This window comes from Clostridium sp. FS41 (assembly GCF_000954015.1).
GTDB lineage: Bacteria > Bacillota > Clostridia > Lachnospirales > Lachnospiraceae > Enterocloster > Enterocloster citroniae.
On record NZ_JYHN01000081.1, the window covers coordinates 179,705 to 195,227 of the forward strand.

Annotated in this window: 13 protein-coding genes; 9 read left to right on the plus strand and 4 right to left on the minus strand. The window is 48.2% G+C overall.

What is annotated here, in order from left to right; all coding sequences use genetic code 11:
* Window positions 1–130 precede the first annotated feature (130 nt).
* Together CLFS41_RS26285 and CLFS41_RS26290 are read left to right on the plus strand one after the other, a co-directional pair.
* Entirely contained in the window at window positions 131–1,030 is a 900-nt protein-coding gene (locus CLFS41_RS26285; protein WP_045094013.1) for a MerR family transcriptional regulator, read from the plus strand.
* A gap of 87 nt (window positions 1,031–1,117) precedes the next feature.
* Window positions 1,118–1,888: a hypothetical protein gene (locus CLFS41_RS26290; RefSeq protein ID WP_007859138.1), complete on the plus strand. Its 771-nt coding sequence runs from the start codon at window positions 1,118–1,120 to the stop codon at window positions 1,886–1,888.
* 35 nt (window positions 1,889–1,923) lie between these two features.
* Here the strand turns inward: CLFS41_RS26290 and CLFS41_RS26295 are convergent, their stop codons facing one another.
* The gene (locus CLFS41_RS26295; protein ID WP_007859136.1) at window positions 1,924–2,283 is read right to left on the minus strand and encodes a VOC family protein; all 360 of its coding nucleotides are present in this window, start codon (window positions 2,281–2,283) and stop codon (window positions 1,924–1,926) included.
* A 167-nt stretch (window positions 2,284–2,450) separates the two neighbouring features.
* Here CLFS41_RS26295 and CLFS41_RS26300 point away from each other — a divergent pair, with 167 nt between their 5' ends.
* A complete protein-coding gene (locus tag CLFS41_RS26300; protein WP_045094014.1) occupies window positions 2,451–3,362 on the plus strand; it encodes an AraC family transcriptional regulator in 912 nt (303 codons plus the stop codon).
* Window positions 3,363–3,449: 87 nt separating this feature from the next.
* Here the strand turns inward: CLFS41_RS26300 and CLFS41_RS26305 are convergent, their stop codons facing one another.
* The gene (locus CLFS41_RS26305; protein WP_007859134.1) at window positions 3,450–3,800 is read right to left on the minus strand and encodes a hypothetical protein; all 351 of its coding nucleotides are present in this window, start codon (window positions 3,798–3,800) and stop codon (window positions 3,450–3,452) included.
* 298 nt (window positions 3,801–4,098) lie between these two features.
* Between CLFS41_RS26305 and CLFS41_RS29650 the strand changes: the two genes are divergently transcribed.
* The 6 genes from CLFS41_RS29650 to CLFS41_RS31060 all read left to right on the plus strand — a co-directional run bounded on the left by CLFS41_RS29650 (window position 4,099) and on the right by CLFS41_RS31060 (window position 11,082).
* Entirely contained in the window at window positions 4,099–4,647 is a 549-nt protein-coding gene (locus CLFS41_RS29650; protein WP_242856925.1) for a C40 family peptidase, read from the plus strand.
* Window positions 4,648–4,703: 56 nt separating this feature from the next.
* Window positions 4,704–5,405 carry a response regulator transcription factor gene (locus CLFS41_RS26315; protein ID WP_045094015.1) on the plus strand — a complete coding sequence of 234 codons (702 nt, stop codon included), beginning with the start codon at window positions 4,704–4,706 and terminating at the stop codon, window positions 5,403–5,405.
* Window positions 5,402–6,805, plus strand: a complete 1,404-nt coding sequence (locus CLFS41_RS26320; protein WP_045094016.1) for a HAMP domain-containing sensor histidine kinase — start codon at window positions 5,402–5,404, stop codon at window positions 6,803–6,805. Before CLFS41_RS26315 ends, CLFS41_RS26320 begins: the two co-directional genes overlap by 4 nt.
* Before the next feature lie 355 nt (window positions 6,806–7,160).
* Entirely contained in the window at window positions 7,161–7,805 is a 645-nt protein-coding gene (locus CLFS41_RS26325; protein ID WP_045094017.1) for an N-acetyltransferase, read from the plus strand.
* Window positions 7,806–7,874: 69 nt separating this feature from the next.
* Entirely contained in the window at window positions 7,875–8,786 is a 912-nt protein-coding gene (locus CLFS41_RS26330) for an NAD(P)-dependent oxidoreductase (protein WP_007859129.1), read from the plus strand.
* Between the two features lie 334 nt (window positions 8,787–9,120).
* Window positions 9,121–11,082 (plus strand): hypothetical protein, encoded by a 1,962-nt coding sequence (locus CLFS41_RS31060; protein ID WP_052665886.1) that lies wholly within the window; start codon window positions 9,121–9,123, stop codon window positions 11,080–11,082.
* 146 nt (window positions 11,083–11,228) lie between these two features.
* Here the strand turns inward: CLFS41_RS31060 and CLFS41_RS26340 are convergent, their stop codons facing one another.
* Both CLFS41_RS26340 and CLFS41_RS30195 read right to left on the minus strand, forming a co-directional pair.
* On the minus strand, window positions 11,229–12,992 hold the full coding sequence (locus tag CLFS41_RS26340; RefSeq protein ID WP_242856926.1) for a GHKL domain-containing protein: 1,764 nt from the start codon (window positions 12,990–12,992) through the stop codon (window positions 11,229–11,231).
* A gap of 154 nt (window positions 12,993–13,146) precedes the next feature.
* On the minus strand, window positions 13,147–15,523 hold a 2,377-nt coding region (locus CLFS41_RS30195; protein ID WP_045094018.1), incomplete at its 5' end, for a hypothetical protein.

The window sequence follows — 15,523 nt, forward strand, 5'->3', positions numbered from 1 at the left end:
AGGCGTACTGGACGTACGCCGAGCGACAGTAACGCCGCAGAATCACAAATCTGTGGTGCAAAACCGCGTGTCCCCTTGTCCACTGAGGATAAAAATATATCTTTTATAAAAAAAGATTGGAGCTGATAAGATGAGAACCGTAAAAGAGGTTGCCCGGCTGACCGGTGTCAGTGTACGCACGCTGCAGTATTATGATGAGATCGGTGTATTCAGGCCCACCAGGGTTACGGATGCGGGATACCGCCTGTATGATGACGAATCCCTGAATACCCTGCAGCAGGTCCTGTTTTTTAAGGAGCTGGATTTTTCCTTAAAAGACATAAGGATCATTATGGAAACACCTGGTTTTAACAAGATAGAAGCATTCCAAAAGCAGAAAGCCCTGTTAAAGGCAAAGCGGGACCGTTTGGACCGTTTGCTGGACCTGCTTGACAGGCTGGAGAAAGGGGAGACGTGTATGAGCTTTAAGGAATTTGATCTTAGTGAGTATCTGCATATATTGGAGCAGTTCAGGAATGAAAATATGGAGGAAGTTATCCGTCATTGGGGGAGCGTGGAGGAATTCGACCAGTTGATGGAACGAATTAAGGACCACGAGTCCAGCATTGCACAGGACGCAATTAAATATTACGGCAGTGTGGAGGCCTATGTGGAGGCCATGAAGGACAGCATGGAGCATTTCTCGGAAAATATGGAAAAGATGGAGCAGATCAAGGAAAAGGGATATGTGGAGAGAAATCAGATCCTGATCGAACAGCTGTTAAAGGATCTGTCAAAAGATCCGGGATCAAAGGAAATCCAGGACATAATCGGCCAGATGATGAACCTGTTGGATGAGGAGGACAAGCCGGACATGGATCTGGGAGAAAATTATTGGGATGTCATGATCGACAGCTACCTTCATAATTCAGCCCTGATAGAAAACATGGATAAAAAATATGGGAAGGGCGCTTCCGTATTTATGGGGAAGGCGCTTTCCTGCTATATGGAAACATCAGGAAAATGTCATAGAAAAACCAGAGAACTGTAAGCAAAGATTAAAGCTTGAAGGAAAGAAATCTGATATAGTAAAACCAGAAACTTATCTGCCTTTTAAAGGCAGGAGAAAGGCGGATCTATGAGGAGATATACCAGGTTATTCTTCCTTCTGGCCGTTGTGTCAGCGCCTGTCACAGGCTGTGGGGGAAGCAGGACGGAAAAGCCGGTGGCTGCGTTAAGTGAGCTGAATGGGCTTACCGAGGAACAGATTGAGGAAAAAATAATTGGCCTTGAGCAATCAAAGATTGCCGAGGCCTGGGGAGAACCGGTCATGTCGCTGTTTGGCATGGACGGGGATATGTATGAGCTGGATAAGGACAAAAAGGGCCTGATCGTGTATTATGGCGGAGACGGCCGCAGGGTGGTGGATGTCAGGCTGAGCGAAAAGGAAAATGATACCTCCCAGGAGACGGAGCAGTCGGCTCCCTCCATTACGCTTAGGGATGTCCTTTCCAGTACTATGAATGAATTTATAGTTACATCAGGAAATTATACATGGAATTTCAAAAAAGGGGATGAGATGACCGGGGTGATCGCCTGCGGCGCTCATCCTCTGTATGAAGCAAAGGACAAGGAACCCTTAAAACTTCCGCGGTATAGTGGATCTGATCATGTAACCTACAGCATTTCCTGTACCCCAATGCCCAGCCGGGTCACGGTGTATGAATATTCCATAGAGGATCTGGAAGGATCAGATGTCCAGCCCATATCAAGCAGGGCGTATGAGGAGGCCCTGCTGCCTGAACTGAAAGCCGGACGGGTGTACGAACTGTTTGCCCAATGGGACGAGGAGGAACTGGAAAAAAATGGAGGGTATGGAACAGCCAGTTATGTGGTGGTGACGGAATGAAAAGGATCGGCCGTGAGAGGCATCCCAATGCAGGATCACGCGATCAATTCCACAATATTGCCTTCCGGGTCATAGACACTGCTGCTGTAATGTGAGGATCCGGACAAATGTGGTTCGCAGATCACCTCGTGGCCTTCCAGGACCAGCCGGCTGGTCAGGATATTGACACGTTTTCTGCTGCCCAGTCTGAACGCCAGGCTGACTAACGTCTGAACACCGGAGGAATTGGGAAGGCTCCGGCTGCCGGACATTGGTCCCCTGGGCATTAGTTTGATCCGGAAGCCGCCCTTAAAGCACAGAACAGTCCCCTCGCTGTCCGCCACAGCGCCCAGGTATTTTATATAAAAATCCTTCATCTGCTCCGGGTTGCCGGATGAGATTACGATATGGTCCATTTTCACGTTTATCATCTCACTTTTTATAAAGTTTTCTTGTTTCTCTTACTTTTTATATTATAATAAAATGAGGATCGTTTCTAATGAAATGCAAGCCAAAAATAACAGAATCTTGTCATTTTGCATGACATGCAGAGGAACACAGGAGGACACACGGGAGAACAGAAATGCAGCTGAACTATCTTGAGGTAAATGGAAATCTGGAGGAGGTCACATGCCACGGGTCACCGGCATTTCCCATGGAAGTCTATCTGGACAACCTGGACCTATACCCAAATCGGATGATCCCGTGGCATTGGCACCGGGAACTGGAATTTGTATATGTTTTAACCGGGACCATTGAATTTCAAACGGGTGCCCGGATCTATGTGATCTCTGAGGGGCAGGGAGGTCTTCTTCCGTCTAATATGCTTCATATGGTAAATCCTTACCGGCGGCAGAGGGGAAGCACTTACTGTGCGGTGCTTGCTGATCCGTATCTGCTCCATGGACTTTCCGGCGGCGCGGTTGAAACACGGTACGTGTCATCCCTTACCGGTTCGGGGGAAGATTTCTTTTTGTTTGACAACAGCTGTTCTTGGCATGGGAAGATCCTGGACTTTATCCATGAGATGTATTTGTGTGACTTAAACCGTCCCGCGGGTTATTTGTGGAAACTGCAGATCCTGGTCCAGCAGTCAGGGCTCACCCTGTTTGAACATCTTGACAAACACCTTGATACAAACCAGGGAAACCACAGTCCCTGTGAGGACATCCGGTATCAGAGAGTCCGTGCCTGTCTGGAATATATCCATCAGGAATATGCAGGAAAGGTCCGTCTGGAGGATATTGCAGATGCAGCCTGCGTCAGTGTCAGCGAGTGCTGCCGCGATTTCAGGCAGGTCCTTGGACAAGCGCCCGTGGACTACCTTATTTCTTACCGCGTCCGTATGGGAGAATATCTTTTGGCTCATTCTGATAAGAGTGTGCTTGAGATCGCCCTGGCTGTGGGATTTTCTGGAAGCAGCCATTTTTCCAATACATTCTTCCGGTACAGGGGATGCACACCTTTGAACTACAGAAAAAGGGGAGGAAAATAAATTGACCCTGAACTGCCAAATCCCTGCTGTCCAATTATGGAAAGCAGGGATTTGATCAACGGTTATTGATGGTGCTATTAATGCTGTTTATTGATGGTGTCTTCTTCCGGCCGAATGGCTGTGTGATGTGCTGTGGGACCGGGAACCATCTGTCCGGCCGCAGTTACCGCGGGAAGATGTGTGGCTGTGGGTTCCGTCAATGGTGCAGTCCGCAACAGGGCAGCCGGAATTGTGCTCATGGCCGCCGTCAATGGTGCAGCCTGTAACGGAGCAGCCGGAGTTGTGCTCATGGCCGCCGTCAATGGTGCAGCCTGTAACAGGGCAGGCGGCAGTTCCGGTATAAGCCCCTGGGGTCGCCGGACCATTGGCAGCCAGGGAACTGATGGGGAAAGCGAACACAGCCAAAACAGTTAATGCAGTGATGATTTTTTTCTTCATATCTAAGACTCCTTTTCTCGCCGGATGTAAACTATTTGGCAATTGGCGGCATTTTCCGCCGCCGTATCAAAGACAGCCGGCCGATGTATCAAAATATATCTGACAAATGTGGGGATAATATGGGGAATCGGATATTGCCCTAAACACCATATATCCGCCATGTTTTTTCATACAATGAAAGTATATAACAACCCTGCTGGTTTGGAAAGAGGAAACTATAAATAATCATATAATCCCCACATTCTTGAGGTAAATTGTAACAGAAATGTAACAATTACGAAAAGAAATGGAGACACTTATGAGAAGAATGAAACTGACAGCAGCTTTTACCGTATTGTTTCTGGCCGCATCAAATCCTTACACCGTGAAAGCAGATACAATAATAGTTGAAAAACCGTCCATTGTGATGAATGAAACTGAAAAAACAGAGGAACCGGCCATTGACATAGACCAGCCTTCCACGCAGGAGATCCAAGAGGACATTGTGGAAATTCCTCAGGTCAGCACAGGAGAGCAGGTAGTGGCCTACGCATCCCAGTTTGTAGGGAATCCATATGTTTACGGCGGAACCAGTCTGACCAATGGCGCGGACTGTTCCGGATTTGTGATGAGGGTGTACGAGCAATTCGGCGTTTCCCTGCCCAGAACATCCAGGGCTCAGGGACGTGTGGGGATGGATGTGGGCGGTCTGGAACATGCGCAGCCGGGGGACATTGTCTCCTACAGGGGACATATCGGCATCTATAAAGGACAGAATCAGCTTGTCCATGCCAGCAATGCCAGGGAGGGGATCACCATTTCACCGGCAAATTATAAGCCAATCTTGTCCGTCCGCCGTGTGGTATAGTATAATAAATATTTGTGCGCCTCCTGAAAAGGCGGAAGTTTGAATCGGAGGGAAAGATGAAATGTCCAAGAACCATCCTTATTGTGGATGATGAAGAAAAGATAGTGGAAGTCCTTCAGGTCTATCTGAAAAAGGAAGGATATCAGGTGCTGTGCGCTTATGACGGTACCACGGCAATGAAATTGTTTAAGGAAAATGAGGTTTCATTGATATTGCTGGATCTAATGCTTCCGGATATTATGGGGGAACAGGTCTGCAGGTCCATCCGCACGGTTTCCCGTGTTCCCATTATCATGCTGACTGCCAGAACGGAAGAGGCTGATCTGATCAACGGGCTTCAGATGGGGGCGGATGATTATATTTTCAAGCCGTTCAGTCCAAGGGCTGTGGTTGCAAAGGTTGGGGCTGTTTTGAGAAGGGCTGAGGGGGATGAACTGACCAGCCTGCCGGTATCCTATAACCAGGGAAAACTGGTCATTGATTTTGACAATATGATTGTGAAGGTGCAGGGAAAAGAGACCGACTTAACCCCAACGGAATTAAAGATCCTGACCACCATGGCCAAGGCCCCTAACCGTATTTTCACAAGGGAGCAGCTGATTACCTATGCACTGAATGACGACTTTGACGGCTATGACCGGAGCATTGATACATATATCAAAGGAATCCGGTCGAAGATCGAAGACGACCGCAGGTACCCTTCCTATATCCTTACGGTACATGGATTGGGTTATAAGTTTGCCGGAGAAATGGAATGAAAAAAAGTTTGAAGAACATCCTGATCATATCCTATTCCATCATGGCTCTTCTGATCGTTTTGGGATTAAGCCTGTTTTTTAATATCATGGCCGACAGCCTGTTTGAGCAATATGCGATCAAACAGCAGAGGACCCAGATCGATCAGATGATCAGCCAGATTGATCAGCTCTACGATGAAAAGACAGGTACATTTGACCAGAAAGGGATAGAGATCATAGGATATGCCGCCCTGCAGAATGGCCTTATTATCCATGTCCAGGCAGAGAACAGTGAAATGGACTGGGATATGCGTACCCACCGCTCCCATGAATGCGATATGATCCTGAAACATGCAGAAGGAAAGATGAAGGAACGCTACCCCAACTTTAATGGAAGCTACACACAGGAGACATATACGCTGGACCGCGGGGGAACGCCATTCGGCACATTAAAGGTAGGATATTATGGCCCCTATTCACTGAATGATCAGGAGCTGGAGCTGATGGGGAACCTGAATCATTCGCTGCTGGTTATTGGAGCAATTGCGCTTTTAGGTGTGGTGATCCTGGGAACGCTCATTGCTCGCGCTGTCTCCAAACCCATTGACAGCGTGATCTTGGTGGCCCAGAAGATTGCAGGAGGAGAATACGGCGCCCAGGCAAGGACAGGACAGGGGATGCGTGAGACCAGCCATATGGTGGAAGCCATCAATGAAATGTCCCTGGCCCTGGAAAAAGAGGAAAAGCAGAAACGTCAAATCACGTCAGATGTGGCCCATGAACTGCGGACGCCCCTCACCAATCTCCAGAGCCACATGGAGGCTATGATCGATGGAATCTGGGATCCTACCTCGGAACGCCTTAAAAGCTGTCACGCTGAGATTTTGCGCCTGGTCAGGATTGTGGAGCAGCTGCAGGAGCTGTATTCCCTGGAAAACTGCCGCCAGGAGTTAAACCGTACGGAGTTTGATTTTTGCAGCCTGTGCCGGGAGGTTTTTCATGATTTCGAGATCAGGATCAGGGCAAAGGAGATCGTGATGGAGATCGATGCCCAACAGGGAGACCGGCTGTACGCTGACTATTTCCGGATAAAACAATGTCTGGTAAACCTGTTGTCAAACGCCCTGACCTATACACCGGAGGGAGGAACGATCCGGGTAACATACAGAACACAGGAAGACGGCAAAATCGTGATATCCGTGGAGGATAATGGGATTGGAGTGCCGAAGGAAGAACTGCCCTTCCTGTTTGATAGGTTTTACCGGGTGGATAAATCCAGAAGCAAGAAAACAGGAGGAATGGGGATCGGACTTTCCATCACAAAGGCCATTGTGGAGCAGCACGGAGGCAGGATCCATGGCGAAAGCCGGGAGGGAGGCGGCACCCGATTTGTCATAAAGCTGCCGGGAAAAAATAAATAACAATGAAAAAGGATATGGGTACAGGGAGTCTGTGATCCATATCTTTTTTATTGGGATCCCTGGTGACAGGGCTGTTGTGATCACCCATCTATCATAAAATTACCACATTTGGACGGTATGATGAAACAGTTCCGGAACGCCGTTCCATCGGAATCCATTCCCATAGAAACTTTTTCCATGGAATTACCTGCAGCAGAATCCACTCAGGTGGAACCATTCTCCGGCATTGGGCAATGATAAAATAGAGATGAAACAGGAGAAGATGACGGCTATCTTTTCCTGTTTTTTTATACTATAATACCTTTATAATCGTATATGGTGAAAACGACAGTAATAGATGGAGGGAGATCATACGATGAGTATAAAGTTAAGGCTTGAACAGCCTGAAGACTACCGTCAGACCGAAAATATGACCCGTGAGGCATTTTGGAATATTTATTCCCCAGGATGTTGTGAACATTACCTTCTCCATGTTATGCGCAGCCACCCCGCTTTTGTGGGTGAACTGGACTATGTGGCCAAGGATGGGGACAGGATCATTGGAAATGTGGTCTGTGTAAAGGGGATCATCCATGGGGATGACGGACAGGATTACCAGGTGCTGAGTTTGGGGCCGATTTCCGTTCTGCCCCAATACCAGCGGTCCGGTGTTGGAAGGAAAATGATCGAACATACCAAAGAAATAGCCCGGAATCTGGGGTACAGGGCAATTCTGCTCTGCGGTGATCCGGATTACTATTCACGCCGAGGTTTTATTCCTGCCGAGGAACTGGGAATCCGGACCGCTGACAATATGTATGCCGCAGCACTTCAGGCCTGTGAGTTGTACAAAGGTGCTCTCAATGGAATCAGCGGACGCTATGTGGAGGATGGAATCTACGAAGCGGATGAATCTGCAGTCAATCACTTCGATCAGGAATTCCCGGAAAAAGAAAAGATAAGCGGCACCCCATCACAGCTTCGTTTTCTGGAATTGGCAGCTATGCGGAGAAGCGTATGATCTTCCCGTTTCTGTAACAATGATAAAACTAAATACAGCAGACGGATGTCTGCCCTTTTGGAGGTGGAAATGATGCAGAAGATAGGCTTTATCGGACTTGGGATCATGGGAACGCCCATGGCAAGGCTCCTTTTAAAAGCAGGATATCAGGTGAATATTTATGCCAGAACGGATGTGCACGTAAAGCCCCTGGCAGAAGAAGGCGGGATTGCCAGACAAACTCCCAAAGAGATTGCTGAGCACAGCGATGTGATCATTACCATGCTGCCGGATTCACGGGTGGTGGAAGAAGTAATGTTTGGCGAAAACGGAGTGTATGAAGGCCTGGATGAAGGAAAGATATTTATGGATATGGGCAGTTCGGATTATGCCAGCACTCAAAGAATCAGCAAGAAACTGGAAAAAAAAGGGGTCAGAATGCTGGATGCCCCGGTAACCGGCGGCGCCAAGGGAGCAGCGGAGGGAACCCTGACAATTATGGTTGGAGGGAATGTTGACACCCTGGAACAGGTGCGTCCTATACTGGAGGTAATGGGAGATAAGATCATACCGGTTGGACCCGTTGGCTCAGGGGATATTGCAAAAGCATGCAACCAGATGCTGTTTGCCCTGAATCTGAGCGCTGCGTCCGAGGTCCTGGCGCTGGCTGTCAAGGCAGGGCTGGATCCACAGGTACTGATGTCCGTGGTGAACTCAGGCTCAGGGGAAAGCTTTGCCGGACGTGTAAAAATGGAGAACTTTACATTTAAGCGCAATTTCAAGCCGGGATTTACCACGGATCTTATGGCCAAGGACGTAGACATGGCCCTGGATATGGCAAGAAGCTTGCAGGTGCCGATGAAGTTGGGAAATCTGGCCAGGGAAAATATCCGCGTTGCTCAGAACTGCGGATTTGGATCAGATGACTGCAGTTCCATTGTCCGGGTTGCGGAACAGGAGTCGGATGTGGTGATACAGCCGTTTGCCGATAACGATAAATGAGAATGAATGAAAAAGTATAAAAGGCTGCTATGAAGATAGCCGAATTTCATAGCAGCCTTTTGGTATGTAGAAAACAATGCCATGTAATCCCAGCGGTTCTACAGGTGCCATTGCAATGTAAAACCCGCTTGCATTTGCGGCTATTCCAGGAAGGATGCCTTTAATGGTTTATCTGATGTGCATCACCGCTGTCCCTTGGGCTCTGTGTTTTCATGAATGACTTTTGTATCAATAAAATTGACTTATTTCACAAGGCATCCTCTTGTTTTATGTTTTTTGCTATAGTTACAATAAGAATTTGTAATTTAAAGTAATTTAAAGGAGGAAGCAGTGTATGCGGAAATCATATAGCAGGGTGAGGAAGATTAAGGGGTTTGGCCCAAAGGCAGCAGCTTATGCAGTGACCATCTGTCTTGCGGCAAGCAATGCTCCGCTCACAGCTCTGGCTCAGGAAGAAACCGGGAAGACAGAGATGTCGAAAGGAGAGGGACAGGAGGAAACTGGAAACAAAGGGACTGGAATTAAAGATACCGGTGATGAAGAAGCCGGAAGTGAAGGAACCGGAAATGAAGGAACCGAAAAAGAGGAGGCCGGGAGTGAAGGAGCCGGAAACGAGGAAACTGGGAATGAAGGAGCCGGAAACGAGGGAGCCGGAAACGAGGGAGCCGGAAGTGAAGGAACTGGGAACAATGGAGCCGGAAGTGAAGGAGCCGGGAACGAAGGAGCCGGAGGTGGAGAGACCGGGAACGAAGGAGCCGGAGGTGAAGAAACCGGGAATAATGAATCCGGGAGTGAAGGGACCGGGAGCGGGGAAAACGGAACCGAAGGAACCGGAAATAATGGAACCGGGAGCGGAGAAACCGGACCCGAAAACAATGGACCCGAGAGTGGAGAAACCGGACCCGAAAACACCGAGAACGGAGAGAACCCATCCCATCAAGACGCTCCGGACAAGGATAAAGATTTAGATGAGGGAAATGGTACAGATGATAAGAATTCCCAGGATGATGTGAAGAACGATGATGATCTGATCGATGATCAGGAGAAAAATGAGAACATACCTCCCCAAGACCAGGTGGATCCGGACCAGATGGATCCGGATGTGGTAAATCCGGACCAGTTAGACCCGGACCAGGTGGATCCGGACCAGTTAAACCCGGATTTGTTAAAACCGGAAGTGGTCCAGCCTCAACTTTTGATGGCAGCAGCCTTAAATAATGTTGTTTCGCAAAACGACATTCCAGAGCTGATAGCGGAAGATGATAATGGTAATATGAAGTTTATCTTAGAGCGTAACGGATTCGATATAGGCGGATATAATGGAGAGACTTATATAAAAAGCAGTTACAGTGGATATAGATCCAGAATCCTTATGGCAGATAGCCGCAGCTCAGATACTCTTTATTTCAGCGATGATCTGAAAGCGGATAAAAACGGTCTGGAGATTTACTTAAGGGCAGAAATCATACCGATTGACGATGTTTCTTATGTCAGATTGACCTACTATGTGGAAAATACAACAGATGATAAAGAAATCGGATTTTCCCTTGGTTTAGATGCAGATACATGTGTGGGCAGGGATGACATGGCAAAAGTTCAACGGACGGATGATGGGATCCTGATGCTGGGACGCGATTACAGCCAAGAGGAAGTGAACGAGTATGTAAATGCTTTTGTTGTCAAAGATGATGATGAAAGTGAGGCTCCCATTGACAGATGGTGGTACGGTTACTATGGAAACCGGTTCAGCAATATATTTGCAGGAGACTTGCCTGAGGAGGATTTGGAAGATATGGACAGCGGTATGGCTTGCTCATGGCTGGATCTGTCATTGGATGCAGGTGAGACGGGTAAATATTCCGTTATCTTTGGAATCGGGGATATTTACGATTATTCAGATGCAGAGATGCCGGATACAGATGATGGCGATGACGGTGAAGGACATGATGATACGGAATACTGGTCGGTGGATGGGGATAAGTGGACATTCAGTTATGGTAATTCTTATCGGGATCAGTGGGGATATCTGTATTATAATGGAAACTACAACTGGTATTACTTTGACCAGGATGGCCATATGGTAACCGGATGGTTTACGGCTCCTGACGGAAGGAAATTTTACCTGAATCCATCAGCAGACGGAAAACAGGGCGCTATGTGTACCGGGTGGAATCAGATTGATGGAAAATGGTATTATTTCAGCCAGGAACAGGGGGCCGGACAAGGGCAGCTGCTGGTAGGGACAACTACCCCGGATGGATATACTGTGAATGAAAAGGGCGAATGGATTGAATGATATTCCCATATTGCAGGTGTCTACAAAGAGAATATGATAACACGGATATAAAAGAGAGCCGGTCCGGCTCTCTTTTTCAACGCAGTAAAATCCTCTGGAACTCCCTATTATATGAAAAAGCGCTCTTATTATATGATTCTATAACTTCATTCCCTTATAAACCTGTTCTGGTCCGCAACATTCCATAATACCACGGAAACTGTAAAATCCGGTTCATTGGGACTGATGAAAAATTGGCCGCCCTTTTTCTTTACAAGGCTGCGGACACTGGACAGACCGATTCCAACGCCCTGGTGCTTGGTGGAATATACCTGTTCTCCGGAAGCCAGAAATTCACCGGACCAATGGTTCTTGACAGTCAGAAGGAGGTTGCCGTTTGCAACTCTGGAATAAACCTTTACCAGGCGCATTTCTTCCGGCAGTTTTTCAGAGGCTTCAATGGCATTTTCCAAAAGGTTGCCCAAAAGGATTCCCAGATTCCACCCTTCCAGTTTTAGTTCAGATGGCAGTGCTACTTTTAAACGCAGGGAAATGTTTTTTTCATCTGCAGCCTGCTGGTAATAATTCAAAATGGCATTGGCTGCCTGATTTTCACATAGGGCGGGACGGGTGGCCTGTTCTGAACTGTCTTCCCAGCCCATGATGTAATGTTCAAGTTCCTCGTATTGATGCTGTCCAGCCAGTTCCTTTATTGTATTGAGGTGATGGCGCAGATCGTGGCGAATCCGGCGTATTTCCGCAAAATTTCCGGTAATGAGCCGGTAATTCTCTTCCTGAAGGGAAAATTGCTTTTTCATCAGACGTACATTTTCAGTCAGAGCAGCACGGTCAGCGTAAGCTTTGACCGTATCAAACCAAAGGCCGCCTCCCAGGATAAGTATGAATGCAAAGCCGGCATTTTCAGTCTGCCATCCAAATCGTATTGGTTCAAATACAGGCAGGGCTGTCTGGAACAGAAGAGACACCGCAATGATACAAAGCCCTGCGAGCAGCAGTCCGTTGATCCGTTCATCGCGCTGTTTATTGAAACATGCGGTTACAATGAGCCAGCTGAAAAGGAGCAGCTTGCAGCTGTCCAGAAAAACAGAATAGGCCATCATTGCATTTAAGCTGTCATTAATCAGAAAAGAGGGGATGACCAGGGTGAGCAGTACAATAAAACCGCCAAGGCTGAGAACAATCCGCTGAGGGCTGCCGCTGATCCTGCATAAACTACAATGAAGGGTAGTGACTGCTAAAAGGAAGAGAAAAAAACTGGTATCTTCCAAACGGTAGGACCAGTATCCTGCACCGAACAAATGGAGCAGGGGATAGGTGTCATGGAGGGCAAACAGAAGGCTGGTTAAAGCAAACAGGATCATCTGTCGCCGTTCTTCTCCGGTCCTTATGCCGATCATAAGATACATGATCCCTATGGTGAATGAGGATATCACCATAATGCAGGTGCGCATAAGGCGGAAGGAGATCAAATCTGATACAGCTTCCATGGTTCCGAATGCGGGCGGATAGATCATACCGCTGTAGTAGTGGATATGATCGGCTGCCTGCACTACGATCTCTGCCTGGCTGGCTGCCTGAAACGTGACCATCCCTGTGCGGATAGCGGGCTGGCCGGAACCGGAAATATCGCCTAAACGGCTGACCAGACTGCCATTGACCCAGACACGGGATGCGGAATAGATCTCAGGAAGTTCCAAAGCGTATTCATCCGGTTTGGACGGAAGCAGGATATTCAGGCGGTAGGTAGCGGATCCGTGGGGGGAGCCGGTACTGCCTTTGCCTTCAAAACCGCCGTATTGGCCTAAGAATAGATATTGGGGATGATGTCCGTCAAATGTACCTGGGTCCAAACGCTTTTGCGGATAAAATTCCCAGCCATACGTCAGAATATTCAGCGGATGCGCATCCATGGAAGTACTTAAGTCCAGGACCCCTTGCTTTCCGTAAACAGCAGAGGCGCTATATTTATTATCATATTGATACTGTAGAAAAAAGAGGGAGGCAGCGCATAATACAGCACAAAAAAGCAATACAATGCGCTTCCAATTATAGGGTTTTCTGATATCATCGCCTCCTTGTCATCCAAAAACCGGCAATTCCGCCGAAAAGCACAGCAACAGCGCCGGTAAGCTTTCGTGCAGTGGCATTCCAGACCGACTTGGCAGGTGGTTTCTCCGAAATGTCAGGCGGTTTTGTCCCGGTTGGTGCAGTCGGAGCTTTGTGTTCTTTGTTTTGGACATCCGCCGTTGTGTTTGTGTCCGCCGGGTCCTGTTCCGCATTGTGTGGGACTTGATCGGGAATCTCTGTTCCCGGTGTACCCCTGTCCTTCTCCAATGCTGCACCAGCGTCCACGGGCACATCGACAGCCTTGACCGGTCCGATGGAAGGTGGGGATAAGAGGGCGGAATCGGGGATATCCAGGCTATTATATGGGGAAGTCTCCGGTGGAATTGCTGTTATGAGAGTATCCTTTTTAGACATTGCCCCATTGCTGATAACACTATTTTTAGTTCCATCGCCGCCATGGCTCCCATTACCACCTTGATTCCCATCACCATCCTGATGCCCATCCCCGGAATCAGGGGATTCCTGCCCGTCATGATTAGGAGGAAGCGGCGGATCAGGCGAAGGATCAGGGGAAGGGGGAATATCAGGATCCGGAGGAATCTCCACCGGCGGTTCCTCATTGGACTCATCTTCTGATCCCTCTGTGTCAAACAGTCCTTCCGGGGGCTGCTCCTGCCGGTTACCGCCGCCCCGGTTACCGCCAATATCCGTCCCGAACGAAATACCATAGATATTGTGGTATACACTTAGGGTAGAGGAAAATGATTCACGGTCCGGATCAGCTGACTGTTCGATCTGAAACGTGTATCCCAGGCCATCCAGATGTTTCCGGCTTAAATGGGATACCGAAAGGGAATTGCCGGTCAGAATTACATTTGGCGCATCTGTGATATCATACCATGTATCCCTGCCGTCTAAAGAGCACCAGACCGTCAGCATAGAGGGATCACCCAGGGAAATAACCTGGTCCTGACAGTTGTAAAACTGAAAGCGGGCTGTCTGGTCTTCAAATAGTTTTTCCTCGTCAGCATATAAGAAAAATGCGGCCTCAGGAGAATAGACGGATATTGTAAAAGAAAGCTCAGGCATATGGTCGAAATCCAGGAGATGTCTGTTGGCATCTATTGTCTCGTTTGAAAAATGCCCATGGACCACGGTATCACCCACTTGATCCCAATCAATGGCATTCACTGTTTCCCAATCCCATTCCACAGGGAGCAGAATCTTTTCTTTCCAAAATCCATGGGGGGAGTCTCCATAAAAGACGCTGATCGGATCATATAGGTCCCGGTTGATCCAGTCACTAATTCCCTTTTCTATTTTCAGGTCCAGGAAAAAGGGACGGGGAGCCCCTGTTTTGTACTCAATGATCGGATAGGGGCCGTCCACGGCTGGGGTGGGATCCCAGACACTGCCGCAATCTGGATTCCATTCATCTCCGCCTTGTTCACCGCCGGAGGAAATGATGGAAACCGACTGTATGCTGCCGTCAGCGGTCACCTCCACAATATCCGAATTATGGGAATCATAATCGGAGAGTTTTAAATCAATGGCCTGAAACAGGGAGTCTGAGTAAATGCCGGTAATGGAAAGTTGGTTATCACTGATCCGTACCCTGGAACTTTGAGTGATATTATGCCAGCTTGCACCATTGTCCAGGCTTTCATATAGTTCCATGAACATTAGAGGCAAACGAAAGGGAGTTTCATTCATTCTATATTGGAGCAGAAGCGTACTTTCATTTACCTCGGGCTGGAATGACATGGTTCCGCTGCGGACCACGGCAATTATAAGGGAAGGAGAAGGGATATCGTCCCAATCCAGAGGATATGAACAGGCATCCGTATCCAGGATACCTGTAACGGGATATTCTCCTTCCCTGGTGAAATCAACCTCACTTAGATCCCATTCCACATCCAGATATTCGGGTTCGTCTATATGGCCGTCAGGGCCATCCACATATAATTCCACAACAGCTGGAAGTTCCGCAGAAGCATCAAATTCAACACCTGCTGCCCATTCTAAAGGCCAATCATGATGATCGAAATGATAGCCGCAAAAAACGTATTCGTCCTCCTGTTTTTTCCTCGGTTCGCTGCGGTATTGTTCCCTGGAAATACAACTCTCGCCTGCGGACACGGCATCTGGTGCGATATCCTGATCCTCCAGCTTGTCCTCCGGGTTCTCTTTTTCACCTGTTGTGTTGTCAGGATCTTCCCTTGTGCCATCGGTTGGGTCAGAGGAGCCCTCTTGGTTATGGCCGGGTTTGTCAGAGGAATCGTCTTTATCGCTGTCAGTGTCAGGCTGGCTGGAGGAATTATCTTCATTGCCGTCAGGCGGGTTATAGGAATCATCTTCACCGCCATCGGGCAGG

Coding starts and splice junctions, on each gene's coding strand:
- CLFS41_RS26300 (WP_045094014.1), top strand. CDS start 2,451: ATGCAGCTGAACTATCTTGAGGTAAATGGAAATCTGGAGGAGGTCACA.
- CLFS41_RS26315 (WP_045094015.1), top strand. CDS start 4,704: ATGAAATGTCCAAGAACCATCCTTATTGTGGATGATGAAGAAAAGATA.
- CLFS41_RS29650 (WP_242856925.1), top strand. CDS start 4,099: ATGAGAAGAATGAAACTGACAGCAGCTTTTACCGTATTGTTTCTGGCC.
- CLFS41_RS26320 (WP_045094016.1), top strand. CDS start 5,402: ATGAAAAAAAGTTTGAAGAACATCCTGATCATATCCTATTCCATCATG.
- CLFS41_RS26325 (WP_045094017.1), top strand. CDS start 7,161: ATGAGTATAAAGTTAAGGCTTGAACAGCCTGAAGACTACCGTCAGACC.
- CLFS41_RS31060 (WP_052665886.1), top strand. CDS start 9,121: ATGCGGAAATCATATAGCAGGGTGAGGAAGATTAAGGGGTTTGGCCCA.
- CLFS41_RS26330 (WP_007859129.1), top strand. CDS start 7,875: ATGATGCAGAAGATAGGCTTTATCGGACTTGGGATCATGGGAACGCCC.
- CLFS41_RS26295 (WP_007859136.1), bottom strand. CDS start 2,283: ATGGACCATATCGTAATCTCATCCGGCAACCCGGAGCAGATGAAGGAT.
- CLFS41_RS26290 (WP_007859138.1), top strand. CDS start 1,118: ATGAGGAGATATACCAGGTTATTCTTCCTTCTGGCCGTTGTGTCAGCG.
- CLFS41_RS26305 (WP_007859134.1), bottom strand. CDS start 3,800: ATGAAGAAAAAAATCATCACTGCATTAACTGTTTTGGCTGTGTTCGCT.
- CLFS41_RS26285 (WP_045094013.1), top strand. CDS start 131: ATGAGAACCGTAAAAGAGGTTGCCCGGCTGACCGGTGTCAGTGTACGC.
- CLFS41_RS26340 (WP_242856926.1), bottom strand. CDS start 12,992: ATGGATGCGCATCCGCTGAATATTCTGACGTATGGCTGGGAATTTTAT.